General features: G+C 66.4%; 19 protein-coding genes. 16 read left to right on the top strand and 3 right to left on the bottom strand.

Going from position 1 to position 21720, the window contains the following annotated elements; translation table 11 throughout:
* Window positions 1-310 precede the first annotated feature (310 nt).
* The 9 genes from atpB to nucS all read left to right on the top strand — a co-directional run bounded on the left by atpB (window position 311) and on the right by nucS (window position 8187).
* Complete coding sequence (gene atpB, locus AC1AYR_RS06540; RefSeq protein ID WP_476512010.1) at window positions 311-1123, top strand: F0F1 ATP synthase subunit A; 813 nt, start codon at window positions 311-313, stop codon at window positions 1121-1123.
* Between the two features lie 52 nt (window positions 1124-1175).
* Window positions 1176-1406: an ATP synthase F0 subunit C gene (gene atpE, locus AC1AYR_RS06545; protein WP_034528870.1), complete on the top strand. Its 231-nt coding sequence runs from the start codon at window positions 1176-1178 to the stop codon at window positions 1404-1406.
* Window positions 1407-1461: 55 nt separating this feature from the next.
* Window positions 1462-1980: a F0F1 ATP synthase subunit B gene (locus tag AC1AYR_RS06550; protein ID WP_476512037.1), complete on the top strand. Its 519-nt coding sequence runs from the start codon at window positions 1462-1464 to the stop codon at window positions 1978-1980.
* Window positions 1981-2008: 28 nt separating this feature from the next.
* A complete protein-coding gene (locus tag AC1AYR_RS06555; RefSeq protein ID WP_476512011.1) occupies window positions 2009-2839 on the top strand; it encodes a F0F1 ATP synthase subunit delta in 831 nt (276 codons plus the stop codon).
* Between the two features lie 111 nt (window positions 2840-2950).
* Complete coding sequence (gene atpA, locus AC1AYR_RS06560; RefSeq protein WP_476512012.1) at window positions 2951-4579, top strand: F0F1 ATP synthase subunit alpha; 1629 nt, start codon at window positions 2951-2953, stop codon at window positions 4577-4579.
* Window positions 4580-4582: 3 nt separating this feature from the next.
* On the top strand, window positions 4583-5506 hold the full coding sequence (locus AC1AYR_RS06565) for a F0F1 ATP synthase subunit gamma (protein WP_476512013.1): 924 nt from the start codon (window positions 4583-4585) through the stop codon (window positions 5504-5506).
* 9 nt (window positions 5507-5515) lie between these two features.
* A complete protein-coding gene (gene atpD / locus AC1AYR_RS06570; protein WP_476512014.1) occupies window positions 5516-7003 on the top strand; it encodes a F0F1 ATP synthase subunit beta in 1488 nt (495 codons plus the stop codon).
* Entirely contained in the window at window positions 7003-7299 is a 297-nt protein-coding gene (locus AC1AYR_RS06575) for a F0F1 ATP synthase subunit epsilon (RefSeq protein ID WP_476512015.1), read from the top strand. The genes atpD and AC1AYR_RS06575 overlap by 1 nt, the downstream gene beginning before the upstream one ends.
* Before the next feature lie 111 nt (window positions 7300-7410).
* Window positions 7411-8187: an endonuclease NucS gene (gene nucS / locus AC1AYR_RS06580; RefSeq protein ID WP_476512016.1), complete on the top strand. Its 777-nt coding sequence runs from the start codon at window positions 7411-7413 to the stop codon at window positions 8185-8187.
* Window positions 8188-8417: 230 nt separating this feature from the next.
* Here the strand turns inward: nucS and AC1AYR_RS06585 are convergent, their stop codons facing one another.
* The gene (locus AC1AYR_RS06585; RefSeq protein ID WP_476512017.1) at window positions 8418-9404 is read right to left on the bottom strand and encodes an FKBP-type peptidyl-prolyl cis-trans isomerase; all 987 of its coding nucleotides are present in this window, start codon (window positions 9402-9404) and stop codon (window positions 8418-8420) included.
* Between the two features lie 82 nt (window positions 9405-9486).
* On the opposite strand from AC1AYR_RS06585, the gene AC1AYR_RS06590 reads away from it, so the two are divergent.
* The 3 genes from AC1AYR_RS06590 to AC1AYR_RS06600 all read left to right on the top strand — a co-directional run bounded on the left by AC1AYR_RS06590 (window position 9487) and on the right by AC1AYR_RS06600 (window position 12710).
* Complete coding sequence (locus AC1AYR_RS06590) at window positions 9487-10617, top strand: hypothetical protein (RefSeq protein WP_476512018.1); 1131 nt, start codon at window positions 9487-9489, stop codon at window positions 10615-10617.
* The gene (locus AC1AYR_RS06595; protein WP_476512019.1) at window positions 10614-11636 is read left to right on the top strand and encodes a DUF8094 domain-containing protein; all 1023 of its coding nucleotides are present in this window, start codon (window positions 10614-10616) and stop codon (window positions 11634-11636) included. Before AC1AYR_RS06590 ends, AC1AYR_RS06595 begins: the two co-directional genes overlap by 4 nt.
* A gap of 99 nt (window positions 11637-11735) precedes the next feature.
* Entirely contained in the window at window positions 11736-12710 is a 975-nt protein-coding gene (locus AC1AYR_RS06600; RefSeq protein ID WP_476512020.1) for a tetratricopeptide repeat protein, read from the top strand.
* Window positions 12711-12742: 32 nt separating this feature from the next.
* Here AC1AYR_RS06600 and AC1AYR_RS06605 read toward each other — a convergent pair whose 3' ends face one another.
* The gene (locus tag AC1AYR_RS06605) at window positions 12743-13369 is read right to left on the bottom strand and encodes a CYTH domain-containing protein (protein WP_476512021.1); all 627 of its coding nucleotides are present in this window, start codon (window positions 13367-13369) and stop codon (window positions 12743-12745) included.
* A 558-nt stretch (window positions 13370-13927) separates the two neighbouring features.
* Between AC1AYR_RS06605 and AC1AYR_RS06610 the strand changes: the two genes are divergently transcribed.
* From AC1AYR_RS06610 to AC1AYR_RS06625, 4 genes are all read left to right on the top strand, one after another.
* Entirely contained in the window at window positions 13928-15238 is a 1311-nt protein-coding gene (locus AC1AYR_RS06610; protein WP_476512022.1) for a phosphatase PAP2 family protein, read from the top strand.
* Window positions 15239-15394: 156 nt separating this feature from the next.
* Entirely contained in the window at window positions 15395-18535 is a 3141-nt protein-coding gene (topA, locus tag AC1AYR_RS06615) for a type I DNA topoisomerase (RefSeq protein WP_476512023.1), read from the top strand.
* Window positions 18536-18625: 90 nt separating this feature from the next.
* Complete coding sequence (gene tmk / locus AC1AYR_RS06620) at window positions 18626-19408, top strand: dTMP kinase (RefSeq protein WP_476512024.1); 783 nt, start codon at window positions 18626-18628, stop codon at window positions 19406-19408.
* The gene (locus tag AC1AYR_RS06625) at window positions 19405-20556 is read left to right on the top strand and encodes a DNA polymerase III subunit delta' (protein ID WP_476512025.1); all 1152 of its coding nucleotides are present in this window, start codon (window positions 19405-19407) and stop codon (window positions 20554-20556) included. Before tmk ends, AC1AYR_RS06625 begins: the two co-directional genes overlap by 4 nt.
* A gap of 20 nt (window positions 20557-20576) precedes the next feature.
* On the opposite strand, the gene AC1AYR_RS06630 is transcribed toward AC1AYR_RS06625, so the two are convergent.
* A complete protein-coding gene (locus AC1AYR_RS06630; RefSeq protein ID WP_476512026.1) occupies window positions 20577-21587 on the bottom strand; it encodes a LacI family DNA-binding transcriptional regulator in 1011 nt (336 codons plus the stop codon).
* Window positions 21588-21720 lie beyond the last annotated feature (133 nt).

The raw sequence follows: 21720 nt of genomic DNA on the forward strand, positions 1-21720 counted from the left end.
CAATGGTCACAATATGACAACGGAATGGAGGTACTGTCCCGTCGCGAAGAAGCGCGGGAAGGGCGGCGAACCGCGGCATTGCAACGATGTAATGCGACAACACGCCGGTAATCTGGTCGTTTGGATTTGTCCCAAGACCGGCCAATAATCACTCTTCAGTCATTCGGGGCCGACCGCCGGCCCGGTCCGATTCCGGACCGACGCGCACCCCGGAACGAGGGAAGACGGAAGACGAAAGTTACCGACACGTCACATTCGCCGACCCAGTTGGTCTAAACTGACACCTGACTAGAAGAAGCAGGAGGCGCGAATGATTGGTGCTGCACTCAACTCGCTGACGTTGGCGAGTGCCACGCAACCGGAGTATCCGAGCATCGACGATTTTCTCCCTCCGGAACTGCTGTTCCAGGGAACCCCGTTCGCCATCAACCGAATCATCCTTGTCCGCATCATTGCGACGATCATCATGCTGCTCGTACTCGGCATCACCGCGCATCGTGTGAAGCTGATTCCGGGCCGTTGGCAGGGTGCGGTCGAATGGCTCATCGAGTTCGTGCGCGACCAGATCGTCTATCAGGTGATGGGCGAGCTGCGTGGCAAGCGCTACGTGCCGATGGTCACCACCGTGTTCTGCACGCTGCTGGTGTTCAACCTGTGCGGCATCATCCCGGGCTTCAACATCGCCGCCTCGGCGACGATCACGCTGCCGCTGGTGTTCGCCATGTGGTGCTTCTGCCAGTACTGGATCGCCGGCATCCGTGAGAAGGGCCTCGGCCACTTCCTGCGCGACGAGCTGTTCCCGAAGGGCGTGCCCGCGCCGATCTACATCCTGCTGTCGCCGATCCAGCTGCTCGAGCTGCTTGTCATCCGCCCGTTCTCGCTGACGATCCGACTCTTCGCCAACATGGTCTCCGGCCACCTCATTCTCGGCCTGTGCCTGTCGGCCACGCAGTTCTTCCTCATCGACATCGCCAACAAGGCGATGGCGCCGTTCGGCGTGATCACGTTCGCCGCCGGCATGTTCATGTTCCTGTTCGAGGCGCTGGTCGCCTGCCTGCAGGCCTACATCTTCGCGATCCTGACGACCGCGTACATCAATATGAGCTTCCCCGAGGCCGACTGACCGAGGGTTAGAAACTGTTGCTATCACGGCAATAACCAGAAAGGAAACAACCATGGATATCGTTACCCTCGCTGCGGTTGCGGGCAACCTGAACGTCGTCGGCTACGGCCTCGCGGCCATCGGCCCCGGCATCGGTCTGGGCATCCTGATCGGTAAGACCATCGAGAGCACGGCCCGCCAGCCCGAGCTCGGCGGCCGCCTGCAGACGCTGATGTTCCTTGGTCTGGCGTTCGTCGAGGTGCTGGCGCTGCTCGGCTTCGTCGCCGCCTTCATCTTCCAGTGATCGAAAGCCCATCCGAAACGAATCCCCAAGGACATGAAAGGAGGAAGACGTTATGGTGACTGAAGCCGCGAGCGGCGTCGAGCTGTTCCTGCCTGAGACTTATGACATCGTGTGGTCGCTGATCATCCTCGTCATCGTCGCCGTATTCTTCTACAAGTTCTTCCTGCCGAAGTTCCAGGCCGTGTTCGATGAGCGCGCCGCCAAGATCGAGGGTGGCATCGCCAAGGCCGAGCAGGCCCAGAAGGAAGCCAACGCAGCCAAGGCCAAGTATGAGGCCCAGATGAGCGAAGCCCGCGTCGAAGCCGCGAAGATCCGCGACGACGCCCGTGCGGAAGCCTCCCACATCGTCGCCGACGCGCGCACCCGCGCCGAGGCCGATGCGGCGCAGATCACCGCCAACGCGCAGCGCTCCCTCGAATCGCAGCAGCAGCAGGCCCTCGTCTCGCTCAAGGGCGAGGTCGGCACGCTCGCGACCGCGCTGGCCGGCAAGATCCTCGGCGCCAAGCTGGAGGACAAGGACGTGCAGTCGTCGATGATCGACTCGATGCTCGACGATCTGGACGCCAAGAAGTGAACATCCGCAACGAGAAAGGGAGGTGACCATGCGAGGAGAGGCATCTCGTATTGCAGACCGCGAGTCGCGTGATTCGCTGGCCCCGAAGCTGCGCGACACCCGTGAGGACGCGTGGCGGATCGGCAACGAACTGTTCACGATCACCCGTGTGCTGGATGACAACATCGCGCTGGAACGTGCGCTGACCGACCCGTCCCGCCCGACCGCCGACAAGGTGGCCGTCGTCAAGACGCTCGTCGGTGAACGCGTGCACCCGATGACCATGGAGATCATGGCCGATCTGGTCGGGCGCCGCTGGAGCAAGGCACGGCACATCGCGAACGCCGTCGAGGACTTCGGCGTCGACGCGATGATGTACTACGCGGACGCCACCGGCGCCACGCTGAAGGTGTCCATCGAGCTGTCCCAGCTGAACTCCGCGCTGCTCAACCTGCCGGTCGTGCGCGCCAAGCTGTACGACGACCAGGCCACGAGCGAGGCGCGCGTCGCGCTGTTCCGCAAGCTGTTCGGCGGCAAGGGCCTCAACAAGGTCACGATGCGTCTCGCCGAGCACGCCACGTGCAACCTGCGTCGCCGCCGCTACCTGGAGACGATCCAGTGGCTGATCAACAAGTTCTCCCGCCATATGGGACAGTCGATGGTCACGGTGACCACCGCCACCCCGCTGACGGAGGAGCAGGTCGGACGACTGGTGAAGATCTACTCGGCGAAGGTCGGTCGCACGGTGCACATCAACTCCGTGGTCGATCCGTCCGTGCTGGGCGGCATGCGCATCCAGGTCGGCGACGAGGTCACGGACAACACCGTGATCGCGCAGCTCGAACACCTGCACCGCACGGTGAAGGTCGGCACGAACTGAGCGCACCGCGCACCGCGGCCGCACGCATTGTGCACGCACCGCACACGCGTCGCGCACACGAACACAAGCAAAGACTTGCACTGAACAAGAAAACCAATTGAAGGAGTGATCATGGCAGAACTGACCATCGATCCCGCCTCGGTACGCAAGGCCTTGGACGACTTCGTGTCGTCCTACCAGCCGAGCGACACCCCCACCCAGGAGGTGGGCTATGTCGCCACGGCCGGTGACGGCATCGCGCACGTGACGGGGTTGCCTGGTTGCATGGCCAATGAGCTGCTGACGTTCGAAGACGGCACGCTCGGCCTGGCGTTCAACCTTGACGCCCGTGAGATCGGCGTGGTTATCCTCGGCGATTTCGCTGGAATCGAGGAAGGCCAGGAAGTGCGCCGTACCGGCGAAGTGCTCTCCGTGCCCGTCGGCGACGGCTATCTCGGCCGCGTCGTGGACCCGCTGGGCAAGCCGATCGACGGCCTCGGCCCGATCAAGAGCGAAGGCCGCCGCATCCTCGAAGCCCAGGCTCCGGACGTGATGCACCGCCACCCGGTCGACGAGCCGCTGTCCACCGGCCTCAAGGCCATCGACGCGATGACGCCGATCGGCCGCGGCCAGCGCCAGCTCATCATCGGCGACCGCCAGACCGGCAAGACCGCCATCGCGATCGATACTATCATCAACCAGAAGGCGAACTGGGAATCCGGCGACCCGAAGAAGCAGGTGCGCTGCATCTACGTCGCGGTCGGCCAGAAGGGCTCCACCATCGCCTCCGTGAAGCAGAGCCTCGAAGACGCGGGCGCCATGGAGTACACCACCATCGTGGCCTCCCCGGCCTCCGATTCCGCCGGCTTCAAGTACATCGCCCCGTACACCGGCTCCGCCATCGGCCAGCACTGGATGTACAACGGCAAGCACGTCCTCATCGTCTTCGACGACCTGTCGAAGCAGGCCGAGGCGTACCGATCGATCTCCCTGCTGCTGCGTCGCCCGCCGGGGCGCGAGGCCTACCCGGGTGATGTCTTCTACCTGCACTCCCGTCTGCTCGAACGTTGCGCGAAGGTCTCCGACGACCTCGGCGGCGGCTCGATGACGGGTCTGCCGATCGTCGAGACGAAGGCGAACGACGTGTCCGCCTACATCCCGACCAACGTGATCTCCATCACCGACGGTCAGATCTTCCTCCAGTCCGATCTGTTCAACGCCAACCAGCGTCCCGCCGTGGACGTCGGCATCTCGGTCTCCCGAGTCGGCGGCGCCGCGCAGACCAAGGCTCTGAAGAAGGTCTCCGGCACGCTGAAGATCTCCCTGGCGCAGTACCGTTCGCTGGAATCCTTCGCCATGTTCGCGTCCGATCTGGATGCGGCCTCGAAGGCCCAGCTGACCCGTGGCGCCCACCTGACCGAGCTGTTGAAGCAGCCGCAGTTCCATCCGTACTCGATGGAGCAGGAGGTCGTGTCCGTCTGGACCGGCACCCACGGCAAGCTCGACGACCTCGACCTGAAGGACGTGCTGCCCTTCGAGCAGGGTCTGCTGGACTACCTCGATCACAACACCGACATCCTCAAGACCATCCGCGAGACCGAGGACTTCACCGCCGACACCGAGGCGGAGCTGGCCAAGGCCGTGGACGCGTTCCGTGCGACCTTCGTGTCGTCCGCCGGCAAGCCGCTGGTCGACAAGAAGCCGGACGTGTCCCAGGCCGCCCCGGTCGAGCAGGAAAAGATCGTGGCGGGAGAGAAGTAAGCCATGGGCTCGCAACTCGCATTGAAATCACGCATCCACTCCACCGAGTCGTTGGAGAAGATCTTCAACGCTCAGGAGATGATCGCGTCTTCGCACATCGCCAAGGCCCGTGACGTCGCCTTGAACGCGAAGCCGTACACCGATGCGATTTTCGATGCCGTGCAAGCGTTGGTGGCACACACCCATATCACGCATCCGATCGCGGTGAAGGACGAGAACAACCCGCGCGTGGCCGTTCTCGCCCTCACCTCGGATCGTGGCATGGCCGGCCCGTACACCTCTTCGATCATCCGCGAGACCGAGTCGCTGCTGGCTCGTCTCGAGGATGCCGGCAAGAAGCCGGAGCTGTTCGTGTACGGGCGTCGCGGTTCGACGTACTACAAGTACCGCAACCGCGACGTCGCGGCCACATGGGAAGGCGACACCGACCAGCCCGGCGTGGAAATCGCTGAGACGATCTCCAACGCCCTGATGGACGCCTATATGAAGCCGGCGGACCAGGGCGGAGTCTCCGAACTCTACATCGTCTACACCGAGTTCATCAACATGGTGGTCCAGAAGGTTCGCGTGCTGCGCATGCTGCCCGTGGAGATCGTGGGACAGGGCAACGTCTCCGTGCCCGACCCGGACGAACCGGTGGACACGGCGAACATGTCGCCGCTGTACGCCTTCGAGCCGAGTCTGGACGAGGTGCTGGATGCGATTCTGCCGAAGTACATCCAGTCCCGCATCCACGAGTGCCTGCTGACCGCCGCCGCCTCCGAGACGGCGAGCCGTCAGAACGCCATGCACACGGCAACGGACAACGCACGCAATCTGATCGACGATCTCACGCGCAAGCTCAACGCCTCGCGTCAGGCCTCGATCACGCAGGAACTTACCGAGATCATCGGCAGCGCCGACGCGCTGAATACAAAGGAAGAGTAGGAACGCACTATGGCTGAGAATCAGACCACTGTGGCTTCCGAGAGCAACGGCGAGCCGATTCACGGACGCGTCACCCGAGTCCAGGGTTCGGTCATCGACGTTGAGTTCCCGGTGGGCCATCTGCCCGACATCTACAACGCCCTCACGGTGACGATCGTCAACACGGGCGCCAAGGAGGAAGGCGAGGCCAAGTCGACCACGATCACCCTCGAGGTCGAGCAGCACCTCGGCGACTCCACCGTGCGCTGCGTCGCGCTGAAGCCGACCGACGGCCTGGTGCGTGGCGCCGCCGTGTCCGACACGGGCGCGCCGATCTCCGTGCCGGTCGGCGACGTGACCAAGGGCCACGTCTTCGACGTCGCGGGCAACGTGCTCAACAAGAAGCCGGACGAGACCATCACCGTGACCGAGCGTTGGCCGATCCACCGCAACCCGCCGGCGTTCGACCAGCTGGAGTCCAAGACCCAGATGTTCGAGACCGGCATCAAGGTCATCGACCTCCTGACCCCGTACGTGCAGGGCGGCAAGATCGGTCTGTTCGGCGGCGCAGGCGTCGGCAAGACCGTCCTCATCCAGGAGATGATCCAGCGCGTGGCGCAGAACCACGGCGGCGTCTCCGTGTTCGCCGGCGTCGGCGAGCGCACCCGTGAGGGCAACGATCTGATCGGCGAGATGGACGAGGCCGGCGTTCTCGAGAAGACCGCCCTGGTCTTCGGCCAGATGGACGAGCAGCCGGGTACCCGTCTGCGCGTGCCGCTGACCGCACTGACCATGGCCGAGTACTTCCGTGACGTGCAGAACCAGGACGTGCTGCTGTTCATCGACAACATCTTCCGCTTCACGCAGGCCGGTTCCGAGGTGTCCACGCTGCTGGGCCGTATGCCTTCCGCCGTGGGTTACCAGCCGAACCTGGCCGACGAGATGGGTGCTCTCCAGGAGCGCATCACCTCGACGCGAGGCCACTCCATCACCTCGCTGCAGGCCATCTACGTGCCGGCCGATGATTACACCGACCCGGCTCCGGCCACGACCTTCGCCCACCTCGACGCGACGACCGAGCTTTCCCGTGACATCGCCTCGAAGGGCATCTACCCGGCCGTGGACCCGCTGAGCTCCACGTCGCGAATCCTCGATCCGCGTTACGTCGGCCAGAAGCACTACGAGTGCGCCAACCGCGTCAAGGCGATTCTGCAGCGTAACAAGGAACTGCAGGACATCATCGCCCTGATCGGTATCGACGAGCTCTCCGAAGAGGACAAGACCACCGTCAACCGCGCCCGCCGCATCGAGCAGTTCCTCGGCCAGAACTTCTACGTGGCTGAGAAGTTCACCGGTCGTCCGGGCTCCTACGTGCCGGCCGACGAGACCATCGAGGCCTTCACCCGCATCTGCGACGGCGTGTACGACGACGTCCCGGAGCAGGCGTTCTCCGGCATCGGCGGCATCGACGACCTCGAGGAGAAGTGGCACAACATGCAGAAGGAACTGGGTGCGTGATGGCAGTATCGGAAAAGACCACGATGAAGGTGAACATCGTCGCGGCCGACCACCCCGTGTGGCACGGCGAGGCGAAAAGCGTGACCATCCCCGCCTCCGAAGGCGGCATGGGCATCCTGCCGAACCATGAGCCGGTGCTCACGGTCATCAAGCAGGGTACGCTCACTGTGGTCGAGCCCGACGATGCCCGTCACACGTTCGAGGTGACCGACGGATTCATCTCCTTCGACTCGAACAAGCTGACCGTCGCGGTCGAACGCGGCCACGACGTGCAGTACTCCGGTTCCGAGCAGTAGTTCCACTACGGTTCCGCTGCTGAACGGTTGAACGTAGGGAGGGTCTCCCGCCGATGTTCCGGCGGGAGACCCTCCCTCGTATGAACCGGGGATGCGGTACAGTGGCACGTTATGCGCATTCTTGTGGCCGATTGCTCGGCGGAATATTCCGGACGACTCAACGCATCCCTGCCGTTCGCCAGGCGCGTCCTGCTCATCAAAGCGGACAACAGCCTGCTCATCTTCTCCGAACTCGGATCGTACAAGCCGCTCAACTGGATGAGCGCCCCGTGCACGATCCGCGAAATCGTGCCGGACACCGCGGAGACCGCAGACGCCTCGGATGCCACGAACACCGCGGGCGCCCCGGCCGTCGCCGATAACGCCCCGGCCGCCGATGGCGCCGCCTCCGCCCCGACCCCTGAAAAGGTGCTGCGCGTCACCGCCGACAAGTCCTCGGACATCCTCGAAGTCACCCTGTACCACGTCTATTCGGACGAGTCCTACGACCTCGGCGTCGACCCCGGCCTCGTCAAAGACGGCGTCGAAGACCATCTCCAGCAGTACCTCGCCGAGCAGATCCACCGCATCGGCGAAGGCGCGACACTCGTGCGTCGCGAATATCCGACCGCCATCGGCCCCGTCGACATCATGGCGCTGAACGCGGACGGCGAGCACGTCGCCATCGAAATCAAACGGCACGGCGGCATCGACGGCGTCGAACAGCTCACCCGCTACTGCGAGCTCCTCAACCGCGACCCGCTGCTCGCCCCCGTACACGGCATCTTCGCCGCACAGACCATCACCCCGCAGGCGCGCGTCCTCGCCGAAGACCGGGGGTTTCGGTGCCTCATCCTCGACTATGAGGAGATGAAGGGTACGGAGGACGACTCCCTGCGCCTCTTCTGAGCATCCTCCCCGCGACCATCCTCCAGTGCCGCGTGGCCCGCGACCACCCTCCGGCGCTTCGCGCCACCTCCCGCCGGCGGGAGGGAGGAATTCGTGCGTCAGCCCTTGTCGGCGGGAGGGAGGAACGAGAGCTGGAATGGATTCTGCGCGCCACCTCCCGCCATAGGGAGGCGGCGCGCAGAGTAGCGTCGATCGGTAGCGCACGGAACAGCGCCAATCAGTGGTGCCGATCAGTAGGCGCCGAGGATGTCGATGACGAAGACGAGGGTCGAATTCGCGGGGATCGAGCCCTGGGCCGTCGAACCATACGCCTTGTCCGGCGGGATGATGAGCAGCACCTGCGAGCCGACCGTCTGACCGCGCAAGCCCTCCTGCCAGCCGGTGATCACCTGATGCTGGCCGTTCGTCGAATCACTGTACAGATCCGCATCCAGCGTCGTGTTCTTCGTCCACGAGGAGTCGAACTGCGTGCCGTCGGTCAGCCAGCCCGTGTACTTGACCACCGCGGTGTTGGATTCGGTGAGCTCCTTGCCTTTGCCCTTGACGAGCGTCTGCACGACCAGCGAATCCACGGAACCCTGTCCGTTCATGTCGATCGACGGCTTGCCGTTCTTGGCGCGCGTCACCTTCGGCAGGTTCGACGGGATGTCGGTCACCACGTCGCCGGCGGCCTTGGTCAGGTCCTGGGAGCGGGAGACGAGCGTGTAGGCGAGCAGATAGGACGTGCCGGAGCTGTTCGAATCGTTGACGCCGAACACGATCGTCGAATTGAGCTTCAAGCCCACCATCTTCGTGTACGGCGGAATCTGCTTGAGGTTCGAGTCGGACAGCTGGATCGAGCAGTCGGGCGTGTTCTTCTCCCACGAGCTCATCAGCTCGGAGCCGTCCTTCGCGTTGACCGCGATGCCCTGGGCGCACACGCGGTCGCCCTTCTGAATCGTTTCGCCGTCGCCGTTCTGCACGACCGCGTACGTGTTGTTCTGCACGGTCATCGGCGTCTTGAACTTGAGCGTCGGCTTCTGGCCGAGTTCGCCGGTCGCCGTCACGCCGGCGATCTGGTCCATCTTCGTCGACGACGAGCTGGACGAGCTGGAGGAATCGGACGACTTCGAGGACTTCGCATCGGACGAGCCGCATGCGGCGAGCGTCGCGCACATGGCCAGCGAGCAGACGGCGGCCAGAGCGGTGCGGATTACGGAATGAGAACTGTTGCGCATGGGCACCACCCTAGCCGTCAACCGCGATTTTTCCGCCGTTCCCACCTCGCTTTCAGGCCCCGATTGTAGAATGGTGCCCATTATGAGTGTTGAGGAATCCAAGAATGAAAGCGAGCGCGCGGGCTCCACTGGCACTGAGGGTGGCCGTACTCCGCGCGACCGTCGCCGCGCCGTGATCATGCGCGGCGTCGTCACGCCGTTCGTCGGCCTGCTGGCCGTCGCGGCGATCGTCGTGGGCGTGTTGAACGCCACGATCTGGCAGCCGAGCCGCGTCATCACCGCCGATGCGAAGGTGAATGGCTCCCGGTACATCGTCACCGATCCGAACGTGCTGGGACTGGTCGATAGCACCGTGCAGCTGAGCGTCGACGCGGGCGGCAACAGCGACGTGTGCGTCGCGACCGCTTCGTCGAAGGACGCGTCCGGCTGGCTGTCCGGCTCGTCCTACACGCGCGTCACCGGTCTGGCCGATTGGACGACGCTGTCGACGCAGCAGGCTTCCGGCGGTCAGGACAAGGACGCGTCGGGCGATGCGTCGGCGGATACGACCGCGACCGAAGTCGCGTTCAAGGACTCCGACATGTGGACTTCCGTCACATGCGGCAAGGGCGAGGTCACGGTGAAGACGACGTCACGCGCCGCGACCGACGTCGCGCTCGTCGACCTTGGCGAGAAGAGCGGCACCGCCGACGTGTCGTTCACGTGGACGCGCCAGACGCTGCCCGACTATGCGACGCCGCTGTACTTCATCGGCGGCCTGCTTGCCGTGCTCGCCGTGTTCACCGCGACCGTCTTCGCAATGCCGCCGCACAAGCGCCGCAAGCGTCACGTCGAAAGCGTTCCCGTCGAACCGGAGGACGAGGTGACGTTCGGCGCGGCCGTCGCCGGCAGCCTCGGCATCAGTCCCAGCTACGAGCCGAAGTCGAAGCGTGGTGGACGCGGTCGTCGCCGCCGCCACGCCGCCGGCACCGACACGGGCACGATCGAGCCGATCCGCGTGGATTCGCCGGTCGTCGTCGACCCGTCGTCGCGCAATCTGGTAGCCGACGCGGAAGGCGCGTCCGCCGCCGCCACGCCGGAACCGGCGGCGGCACCGCGCGCGGACGTCAACGACGAGGCGACGTCCGTGATCTCGCCGGACGAACTGCAAGCGTATTTCGCACGACTCGCGCAGGAGGTCGGCGACGATACGAACGGAGAGGAGAAGCGATGAAGACATGTATGGGAGCCGTCGCGGCGAAGATCACGGCGCTCGTCCTGTCCGCGGGACTGCTCGTCTCGCTCGCCGCGTGCGAAGGCCAGGTGCCGAAGACCGCGTCGGCGGATGCCGCCGACCGCACGCCCGATCTGACCGTCGCGCAGGAGAAGAAGATCCGCGGGCAGATCCTCGACCTGATCGACGCGGCGAACGAGTCGAAAAGCGCCGACGGACTTGACGCGCGACTGACCGGACCTCAGCTCGAGATACGCGCCAGCGAGCTCACCATCGCCGCGGCGACCGGCACGCTCGAAGCGAAGGCGACGATTCCGCGCAAGATCACGCAGACCGTCATCCCCGTCAACGACGGGTGGCCGCGTACCGTGTTCACAATCACCACGACCACCGATGACCAGCAGTCGAAGCGTCTGCTCGTCATGACGCAGGATTCCGCCCGGCAGAACTACAAGCTGTGGGGCGTGGCGCGCCTGTTCCAGGGGGCGAAGCTGCCGAAGTTCGAAGTGCCGAAGCTCGGCACCGACATGGGCGACCCGAAGGATTCCAAGCTCGTCACCACCCCGGAGAACGCGGTGAGCTGGTATGCCGACCTGCTCAACAACGGCGACTCCAGCCAGTACAAGGACAAGTTCGCCGACGACCTGTTCCGCTCCGACCTCCAGCAACTGGACGCCACGGTCCAGCAGGGCATGGAGGCCAACAAGGGCACGCAGGAGCAGGAGTTCACCGTCCCGAAGAACCAGCTCAAGATCATGCGGTCCACCGACGGCGGCGATCTGGTCGTCGCGCGCATCGACTCCACGTGGACGCGTCAGGCCGGCGAAGGCCGCGAATCGCTGCCCGCCTCCGACCAGGAGAAGGCGCTGTTCGGCGACGGCAAGGCCACCAGCACGATGAAGGTCACGTATGTGAACGTGATCGCCATGTACATTCCGCCGGCAGGCTCCACCGGGGATGCCGCGAAGATCGTCGCCGTGGGCGCCGAACGCCAGCCCGTCAAGGTCGAGGCGCTGTAGGGATAGCTGTAGGCGAATCGGGGATGCCGTCACTAAGATAAGTGACGGCATCTTTGTTTATGCACGATTACGTATATACGACACAGTTGGAGGCGTGGCATGGCCGATCAGCCGAAGTTCAATCCCGGGGTCTCATTGGCGGGAGCCGTCGATCTTGAGGCGCTCGCGCATCAGGTGAAGGCCGAACCCGGCCAGGCGGGCGGTGCCCCCGCGGCCGGCGGCTACGTGATCGACACGACCGAAAGCACGTTCCAGGCGATGGTGACCACCTCCGCCACGTTCCCGATCCTGCTGCTCCTGTGGATTCCCACCGACGACCGTCTCTTCCCGATGGCGCGCGCGCTCGCCGACGCGGTCAACGCGATGAACGGCCAGATCCAGCTCTCCCGCATCGACATCAACGAGAACCCGTCGATCGCGCAGGCGCTGCAGGTGAAGGGCGCTCCCGCACTGTTCGCGCTGATCGGCGGCCGTCCGATGCCGCTGCTCCAGGGGCTTCCCTCCGACGACGAACTCACGCAGATCAAGGAGCAGGTGCTGCCGAAGATCGTCGCGATGGCGCAGCAGGCCGGCGTGACCGGAACCGCGCCGTATTCGGGAGACCCGTCCGCGGCGGGTGCGGACGGCACGGACGGTGCCGGTGCCGCCGCTGCCGCCGTCGTGCCGCCGGAGCATCAGGAGGCGCATCAGCTGGCGCAGGCCGGCGACTACGCGGGCGCCGCCGCCGCATACGGCAGGGTGCTTGAATCCGATCCGAACGACGCGCTCGCCGCCCGCGAACGCGCCAAGGCGCTGCTGCTCGCGCGCGCCGCCACCGCGGACGTGCGCGAGGTGCGCGCCGCCGCGGCCGCCGCGCCGGACGACGTGGAAGCGCAGCTCGCCGTGGCCGACATCGACATGATCGGCGGGCAGATTCAGGACGCCTTCGACCGTCTGCTCGACTTCGTGGCCGCTGGTCACAAGGCCGACATCGAGCCGGTGCGCAAGCGCCTGCTCGAATACTTCGCGATCCCCGAGCCGACCGACGCGCGTCTCAAGGCCGCTCGCCGCCGCCTCGCCACGTTGATGTACTGATCCGCCTGATTCGCCTGATTCGCGTCCGGCCTTCACTCCATCCGGTTCCGGCCGAAGAACTGTTGGAACTGGGGGCCGGTTCTGGCGAGTTCACGCTCGAAATCCTCGCGCCATTCGCCGAATGGCCGGCCGGCCAGCCCGTCGTTGTTGAACCGCGGCTGGTCGGTGATTTCGGTGACGCAGAATTTCGGAATCGTGAGGTTCGTGACGGGCGTGGCGCGTTCCGCTTCGGCGATGATGAGCGGCGCGTTCGCCCCGCCGAACACGTCCACGCTCCAACCATCCTCCGCGATCCACACGGAATAGCGGTTCTTGACGATCGGCTTGCCGCCGCGCCGCACCAGTTCGACGGCGATGCGCGTATCGATCTCCCGTTCCGCCTCATAGCGGGTGCCGCCTACGGACGGGCCCTTCACGGTGACGTAGGCGCGCGTGAAATCCTCGCAGTACTGTTCCAGCACGTCGCGCGGGTCCAGATCGGGGGTCATGTCGATGCGCACGCGGCGCGTCTTCAACCGCACGCGCAACGCATAATTGTCCTCGTAGACGAAATAGCTCTGCACGATGAGGGCGGGCGTATCGCCGTCATCGTATTCGGGCGGCAGCTCCCGGCAGAAGAACCGCCTCTCGAACTCGAATTCGTTCACTGACTCGGACATAACCCCAGTGTAGCCGCCGCGGGTTCGCATAATCGCGTGCGACGCACATGCGGACCGCACGGACCGCACGGACCGCACGGACCGCACGGACCGCACGGGGCGTGGGGTACGGGGCATGGGCCTCCGATCCGGCATCGCACGTCCGGTGGTATCCCAGCGGTATCCCAGCGGTATCCCGTCAGCATCCCGGTGGCATGAGGTGCATCACGACGCGGCGTGGCATGACACCGGCGATGGGTTATACTGTTATCCGCGTCGGGCCGTGCTTAAGCCCCGGGCTCCATTTTTTGCCGCCGCGAGCGGCCCTTGCGCCGACAGGCGCTTTCACGGTTCGGCGCCTTTCTTTGTTTGCTTGTTCTCCCCGTCGTGAGGTCTTACGGGCCGACTGCGTCATCTGTGTCGCCTGCGCCGACTGCGTCATCTGTGTCATCTGCGTCATCTGTGTCGCCTATGCCGTTGTCGTCCGCCCTCTCAATCTCCGCCGCCCTGGTATCGCACTACAGGCGATGTCTCCGGGATACCGGGGGAGAGGCGTGGGCGTGGGCTAGTGTGGAGAACATGAGTGACGACAAGCGACCCACGACCACAGGCCCGCAGATCCGCGATCCGCATGCGCCCGTGAATCTGTTGCGCGATTTCGAACCGTTGGATGACCTTCCCACGCCGGCGTCGGCCTCCAGCCGGGCCTCCACCCAGGTCTTCGCGCCGATCTCCACCCCGTTGGCCGGCACCGGTGCGCCCGGCGCATCCGAAACGTCCGCGTCCCCGCTCCACGCCCTGTCCGACGTCGCCGACCTCGACATCTCCGACACGCAGGACGGTCTCGACATCTCCGGCACCGGCGGCGCGCACGGTCCCGCCGCCGCGCCCGGCGCCGCGCGCATCGACCTGCGCGCCGTCGACGCGGCCTCCGGCGATCGTCGTCGCGGCGCCCGTCGCCGCCGCATCGACGACGATCCGCTCGCACGCCGCCCGCGCACGTCGAGCCGCGTGCTGTGCGTCGTGTTCGGCCTGCTGCTCGTCGCCGCCGCGATGGGCGTCTACTGGCTCGGCATGCACACCGAAAGCGGACAGTCGTTCGACGACATGGTCGAGGTGTACCTCACCGACTACGTTCCCGGCTGGTTCGCCGGACTGCTCGGCGCCGGCTCGCACATGACCGTGCTCGTCGGCTCCGCGGTGTTCGCCGTCGCCGCCGCGATCGTCGCCATCGTGCGCAGACGCTGGTGGCTGCTCGGCCAGCTCGTCGCGTTCGGCGTACTGTGCTTCGCCGCGTCGTTCCTCAAGGACGTGCTGCCGCGGCCGTTCATCATCCACACGACGATCGACGCCGGCAACTCCGCGCCGAGCGGCCACACGATCCTCGGCGTCGCCGCGGCGGTCGCGCTGCTGTTCGCCGTCTCCCGCGCGTGGCGATGGGTCGCCGCGCTCGCCGGCGGCCTGTGGAGCGCGTTCGTGGGATTGTCCGTCGTGTACGGCAAGTGGCATCGTCCATCCGACGCGATCATGGCGATCCTGCTGGTCGGCGGCATCGCGTTGATCGTGCTCGCGTTCACGCGCGCCTCCGGCATGGACGAGACCGGCAAGCGCCGCTCCTCGGCCGGTGTGCAGGTCGTCGGATCGATCGCGTTGACGGCCGGCGCGTTCGCCTGCCTGTATGGCGCATACGTAGTGTGGCAGGTCGTGCCCGGACTGCTGATGAGCGCCGAATGGGCGCGTTCCGGCGCGGTCGCCGCCTCGATCATCCTGATCTGCGGCGTGACGACGCTCGTGTTCGGTCTTGTGCTCGCGATGCGTCAGCTCACCGCCGCGCCGTTGACGAAACTCGGTCTCGTCGGCGCGCCTCCGGCCCCGCCGAAGCGGCGCTGAAACGGCGCTGAAACGGCGGCGGACACACGGATGGCCACCGATGGTGAGTATGATGACAGCACGGCGGCACCGCGCGACGACGGTGGAACGCACGGGCGCCGCGACGGCAGTGACGAACGGCAGTGGCAACGACAACGGAGAGGTGAAGGAGAGGTCATGGCAACACGCACCGCGAACGGCACCAAGCTGGTGATCGTGGAGTCTCCCACCAAGGCCCGCAAGATCGGCGGATACCTGGGTGACGGATACACCGTGATGGCATCGGTGGGGCATATCCGCGACCTCGCCCAACCCAGTCAGGTTCCCGCCGCCGACAAGGCGAAATACGGCAAGTTCGGCGTCGATGTGAACGACGGCTTCAAGCCCTACTACATCGTCGACGGCGACAAGAAGCGCACCGTCTCCGAACTGAAATCCGCGTTGAAGAACGCGAGCGAACTCTACCTCGCCACCGATGAGGATCGCGAGGGCGAGGCCATCGCGTGGCATCTCGTCGAAACGCTCAAGCCCAAGGTGCCAGTCAAGCGCATGGTGTTCCACGAGATCACCAAGGACGCGATCCGGCGTTCCCTCGACCAGACGCGCACCGTCGACGCGGACATGGTCGACGCGCAGGAGACGCGCCGCATCCTCGATCGTCTCTACGGCTACGAACTGTCGCCCGTGCTGTGGCGCAAGGTCGGGCCGGGACTGTCCGCGGGACGCGTGCAGTCCGTCGCGACGCGCCTCATCGTCGAGCGCGAGCGCGAGCGTATGGCGTTCGTCCGCGCCTCCTACTGGGATCTGACGGCGACGCTCGAAGCGCCCGACGCGTCCGGCGAGCCGACGACGTTCGAGGCGCGCATGGTCGCACTCGGCGGCAAACGACTCGCCACGTCGAAGGACTTCGGCGCGGACGGCAATCTCACGCCGGACGGATTCGCCGGCAACGTGCGCCGTCTCGACGAGGGCGAGGCGCGCACGCTCGCCGCGGGTCTCGTCGACGTGCCGTTCACCGTCGTGTCGATGGAGTCGAAGCCGTACCGTCGCCGTCCGCTGCCGCCGTTCACGACGTCCACGCTCCAGCAGACCGCCGGCAACCGTCTCGGCATGAGCTCGCGCGCCACGATGCGCGCCGCGCAGGGCCTGTATGAGAACGGTTTCATCACGTATATGCGAACCGATTCGGTCACGCTCTCACAGGAGGCGATCGCCGCCGCGCGCGACGCGGTCTCCTATCATTTCGGCGAACGGTTCCTGTCCGACGCGCCGAAGCAGTACGCCACGAAGACCGCCGGTGCGCAGGAGGCACACGAGTGCATCCGTCCGGCCGGCGCGCGGTTCCGCGATCCGGACGAGCTCGTGGGCAAGGTGCCGGGTGACCAGTTGAAGCTGTACCGGCTCATCTGGCAGCGCACGCTCGCCTCGCAGATGGCCGACGCAACCGGTTCGACCGCCACGGTGAAGCTCGCCGCGCCCGCCATGGGCGGCGACGGCGTGGTCGAGGACGCGCTGTTCCAGGCGTCCGGCACCGTGATCGAATTCCCGGGCTTCATGAAGGCGACGGGGGAGGGGCGCCACGCTGCCGCCTCCTCTTCCGCTTCCGCGGCGAAGGCTGCCGAGGCGGCGAGTGCCGCGGGCGCCGCGGGGGGCAAGGCGAAGAACGCCGACGAGAACGCATCCCTGCCGCCGATGCATGAGGGACAGGAGCTCGCCGCCTCCGACGTGAGCGCCGACGGGCATGAGACGCAGCCGCCGGCACGCTACACCGAAGCCTCGCTCGTCAAGACGCTGGAGGCCAAGGAGATCGGCCGCCCGTCCACCTACGCGTCGATCATCTCCACGATCATCGACCGCGGCTACGTGTACGAGCGCGGCCGGGCGCTCATCCCCTCCTGGCTGGCGTTCGCCGTGACCAAGCTGCTGGAGACGAAGTTCCCCAAGCTCGTCGACTACCAGTTCACCGCGCAGATGGAGAACGGGCTCGACCAGATCGCGCATGGCAAGGAAACCGGACGTGACTGGCTCACCCGCTTCTACTTCGGTTCCGGCTCGGGTGCCGCGCAAAACGCCGACGAGGCGCATGAGGGCCTGCAGCAGCAGGTCGCACAGCTCGGCGAAATCGACGCGCGCGCCATCAACACGATCGAGATCGGCGATGGCCTGCACGTGCGCGTCGGCCGTTACGGCCCGTACCTCGAGGACATGGAGCATCTCGACGCCGAAGGCAATCCGAAGCGCGCCTCCCTGCCCGACACGCTTGCGCCCGACGAGCTCACCGTCGAGGTCGCGCGCGACCTTATCGAGAACCATTCCGGAGGCCCCCGCGCGCTCGGCACCGATCCGGCGACCGGCGGCACCGTCGAGGTACGCAACGGCCGGTTCGGCCCGTATGTCGCGCTGATCACGCCCGAGGCGGCGGCCGCCGAAGCCGAGGCCCGCAAGGCCGCGAAGGAGGCGGAGGCGGCCGGCAAGCCAGCGCCGCGCCGCTCGCGCAAGTCGGATGCGCCGCGTCCGAAGATGGCGAGCCTGTTCAAGACGATGAGCCCGGAATCGCTCACGCTCGATGACGCGTTGAAGCTGCTGAGCCTGCCACGCGAAGTCGGCTCCTACGAGGAGACGAACGCCGAGACCGGCGAGACGACGGTCGTGACGGTGGCTGCGAACAACGGCCGGTACGGTCCGTACCTCACCAAGACGAAGGCGGACGGGGCGAGCGAGACCCGTTCGCTCAACTCGGAGGACGAGATCTTCACCGTCACCATCGATCAGGCGAAGGACCTGTTCGCGCAGCCCAAGTACCGTGGGCGCGGCCGTGGCGCCGCCAAGCCGCCGGTCCGCACGCTCGGCAACGATCCGGAGAGCGGCAAGCCGGTCGTCATCAAGGAAGGCCGTTTCGGCATGTACCTGACGGATGGCGAAACGAACCGCACGCTGCCGCGCCAGTACGATCCGGCGACCATCGAGCCGGCGGACGCGTACCGGATCCTCGCGGAGAAGCGCGCGATGGGGCCGGCGACCAAGCGTGGCCGCGGCGGTCGCTCCGGTGCCAAGGGTTCCGCGGCGAAGGGTGGTGCCAAGGGTGCTAAGGCCGCGCCGAAGGTGAGTGCCGTCGAGGCGAAGCGCGCCGAGCGCCGTGCCGAGGTGAAGAAGCTCGCCGCCAAGGGATGGGCGAACACGCGCATCGCGGAGAAGATCGGCTCCACCGCTTCCACCGTGAAGGGCGACGTCGACTGGCTCACCGCGAACGAGGGCTTCGAACGCCCGCCGGTCGTCGCCGCCAAGCCGGCGCGCAAGCCCGCTGCCAAGAAGAAGTGATTGCGGGGCCGTTGTTCGCCGGAAGCCGGTTGTTGGCGTATCTGGAGCGGCGGGCGGAGGCATCCGCGCCAGCGGTTATGGTAAATAGCTATGGTCGGATTGTTTATTTCCTTTGAAGGCGTCGACGGCGTCGGCAAGACCACGCAGGTCGAACGGCTGCGCGCGGCGTTGGAGGCCGCGGGCCGCGAGGTCGTCGTCACCCGGGAGCCCGGCGGTACCCCGCTCGGCCAGGCCATCCGCCGCCTGCTCCTCCACGGCACCGCCTCCGTCTCCGCCCCCGCCTCCGCTGGTGAGGGAACCCCCGTCTCCGCCCCCGCCTCCTCTGGTGAGAGTCCCGCCTCCATCTCCGCCCCCGCTGGCGGGGGCTGTCGGCGTGAGCCGACTGGGGGTGGTCCCGCCCCCGCCGACATCGCCCCGCGCGCCGAGGCGCTTCTCTTCGCCGCCGATCGCGCGCAGCACGTCGCCGAGATCATCCGTCCCGCGCTCGACCGCGGCGCCGTGGTCATCACCGACCGCTATCTCGACTCCTCCCTCGCCTATCAGGCGGGCGGCCGCGAGCTCACCGCCGACGAGATCCGTTCCTTGAGCATGTGGGCGACCGGCGGTCTGCTACCCGACCGCACGTATCTGCTCGACATGGATCCCGCGCTGTCGCATGCGCGCCTCACCCACGCCGAGGATCGCATGGAATCCGCCGGAGACGGTTTCCAGCGTCGCACGCGCGAGGCGTTCCTGAAGCTCGCCGCCGCCGAACCCGACCGGTTCCGCGTCATCGACGCGTCGCAGTCGATCGACGCGGTGTGGTCGTGCATCGCGCGCGACATCGACGTGCTGGCCGGTGCGCCGGCCGGTGAGGATGGTGACGCGCGATGAGCGTATGGGATCCGATCATCGGGCAGAAGCCCATCGTCGAGCAGCTGAAGGCGATCGCCGCCGGCGATCCCAAGCAGATCGCGCAGTCATGGCTGATCTGTGGGCCTCCCGGATCGGGCCGTTCGAATCTCGCGCGTGCCTTCGCCGCCGCGCTCGAAAGCCCGGACCACGGTCTGGATGACGAACCGACGAAGGTCACGAAGCAGGTGCTCGCCGGCACGCACCCGGACGTGAGCGTACTTGCCACGAACAAGGTGACGATCGGCATCGACGAGGTGCGCGAGCTGATCGGCGTGTCCGAGCAGATGCCGAGCACCGCGCCGTGGCGCATCATCATCATCGAGGACGTCGACCGCATGCTCGAACGCACGACGAACGTGCTGCTCAAGGAGATCGAGGAACCGGCCGAGCATTGCATCTGGCTGTTGTGCGCGCCGAGCGCGCAGGATGTGCTGCCCACGATTCGCTCGCGCACGCGCATCGTGAATCTCGCCGTGCCGCAGCCCGCGGCCGTCGCCGCCTATCTCGAGTCGAGCGTCGGCGCCGACGCGCATCTCGCGCGGCGTGCGGCGCGACTCGCGGAGGGGCATATCGGCATCGCGAAACTGTACGCGACCGACGAGCGCGTGATGACCGACCGCGACGAGCTCGTCGTCGGCGTGCTGGAACTCACGAAGGCGTCCGACGCGGTGCTGCTCGCGGGGCGCCTCATCGACAATGCGAAGGCACAGGCCGAAGTGGATGTCGCCGGGCAGGCGGCGCGCGCCGAAGCCGACTTCCGCCGCGTCAACGGCCTCGGTGCCGACGACCGTATTCCGCCGAAGCTGCGTGGCGCGTACAACGCGATCGCGAAGAAGGACGAGTTGAAGCGGCGGGCGACGCGTCGCAGCCGCGACGTGCTCGACCGCGCGCTCAACTCGGTCGCGTCCGTCTACCGCGACATCACCGTGCTGCAGAACGATGCGGAGGACGCGGTCGGGCTCATCAACCTGGAGAACCGGGCGGCGATCACCGAGCTTGCGGCGCGGCTCTCCCGCGAGGCGGCGTTGGCGCGGCTCGACGAGGTCGCGCGCGCCCGCAAGCGGCTCATGGGCAACGGCAATCCGACGCTCGTCTTCGAGGCTCTGTTCTGCGCGCTGATCCCCTGAGGGGAGCGGCCGGCAGGGGATCAGCGTTTCGTGCTGGAGACGCGGACGATGAGCTGCGGCGGCAGCGCGACGTGGCTCGGATGGCCGGTGCCCGCCTCGATGAGCCGCAGCGACTCGGCGACGATGCGGTCGTAGGGCGGGCGCACCGAGGTCATCGTCGGCAGGGTGGCGGCGGCGATGGGGGAGTCGTTGTAGCCGACCACCTTGATGTCCTCCGGCACGCTCATGCCGAGCGCGTGCAGGGCCATCATCACGCCGAACGCGATCGTGTCGTCGGCGCAGACGATCGCGTCCGGGTGCCCGTATTCGCCGAACAGACGGATTGTGCAGTCGAAGCCGCGCTGCACCGTCGAATCACCGAACCGGTTCCACGCGCTGACGGTGTGGAGGCCGGCGGCGCGCACCTGCGTGTGGAACATGGTGAACAGTTCCGCCGACTCGAACGAGACCTCCTTGCCGGCGAGGTAGGCGACCGACGCGACGCCCTGCGAGGCGAGGTGGCGGATGATCGACTCCATCGCCGTATTCTCGTCGATGGAGACCATGTTCGTGCGGAACGAGCGCTGATGCCCGCCCACCTGCACGATCGGAATCGTGTCCGCATAGCGGTCGAACACGCGCGACAGATCGTTGCCGGCGGAAGTGACGGCGATCAGGCCGTCCACCTTGCGTGAGCAGAGCGCCTCGATGCGGTCCGCCTGCGTAGCCTCGCTCGCGCCGATGCCGAGCAGGAGCTGACGGCTGTCCGAGTCGACGACCGGTTCGAGCGCGTCGAGCAGTCCGGCGCTGAAGGCGTCGGTCGCGGAGGGGATGACCAGGCCGATCGTGTTCGTCACGTCGCTCCTCAGAGCACTGGCCGCATAGTTCACGGAATAGTTGAGTTCGGCGGCCGCCTTGCGTACGCGCTGTGCGATGTCGTCGTCCTTGGTGCGGCGGCCGGAGAGCACGCGGGACACCGTCGCCGTCGAGACGTTCGCCAGCGTGGCGACCTCGAGGATGGAACTGGGGGATTTCGCCGCCCGGTTGGCCATGGTGCTGTGCCCTTTCCTGTTATGTGTGCGTTGCGCATGACGTGCGTGCCGTTGCGCCGTCCGACGGTGCGGTGGCGCACGCGTGTGCGGAGAAACAAAAACGCCGCCCAGCACAGCATGATACCGCGCGGAC

The sequence above is a fragment of the Bifidobacterium sp. LH_417 genome, from assembly GCF_056357035.1.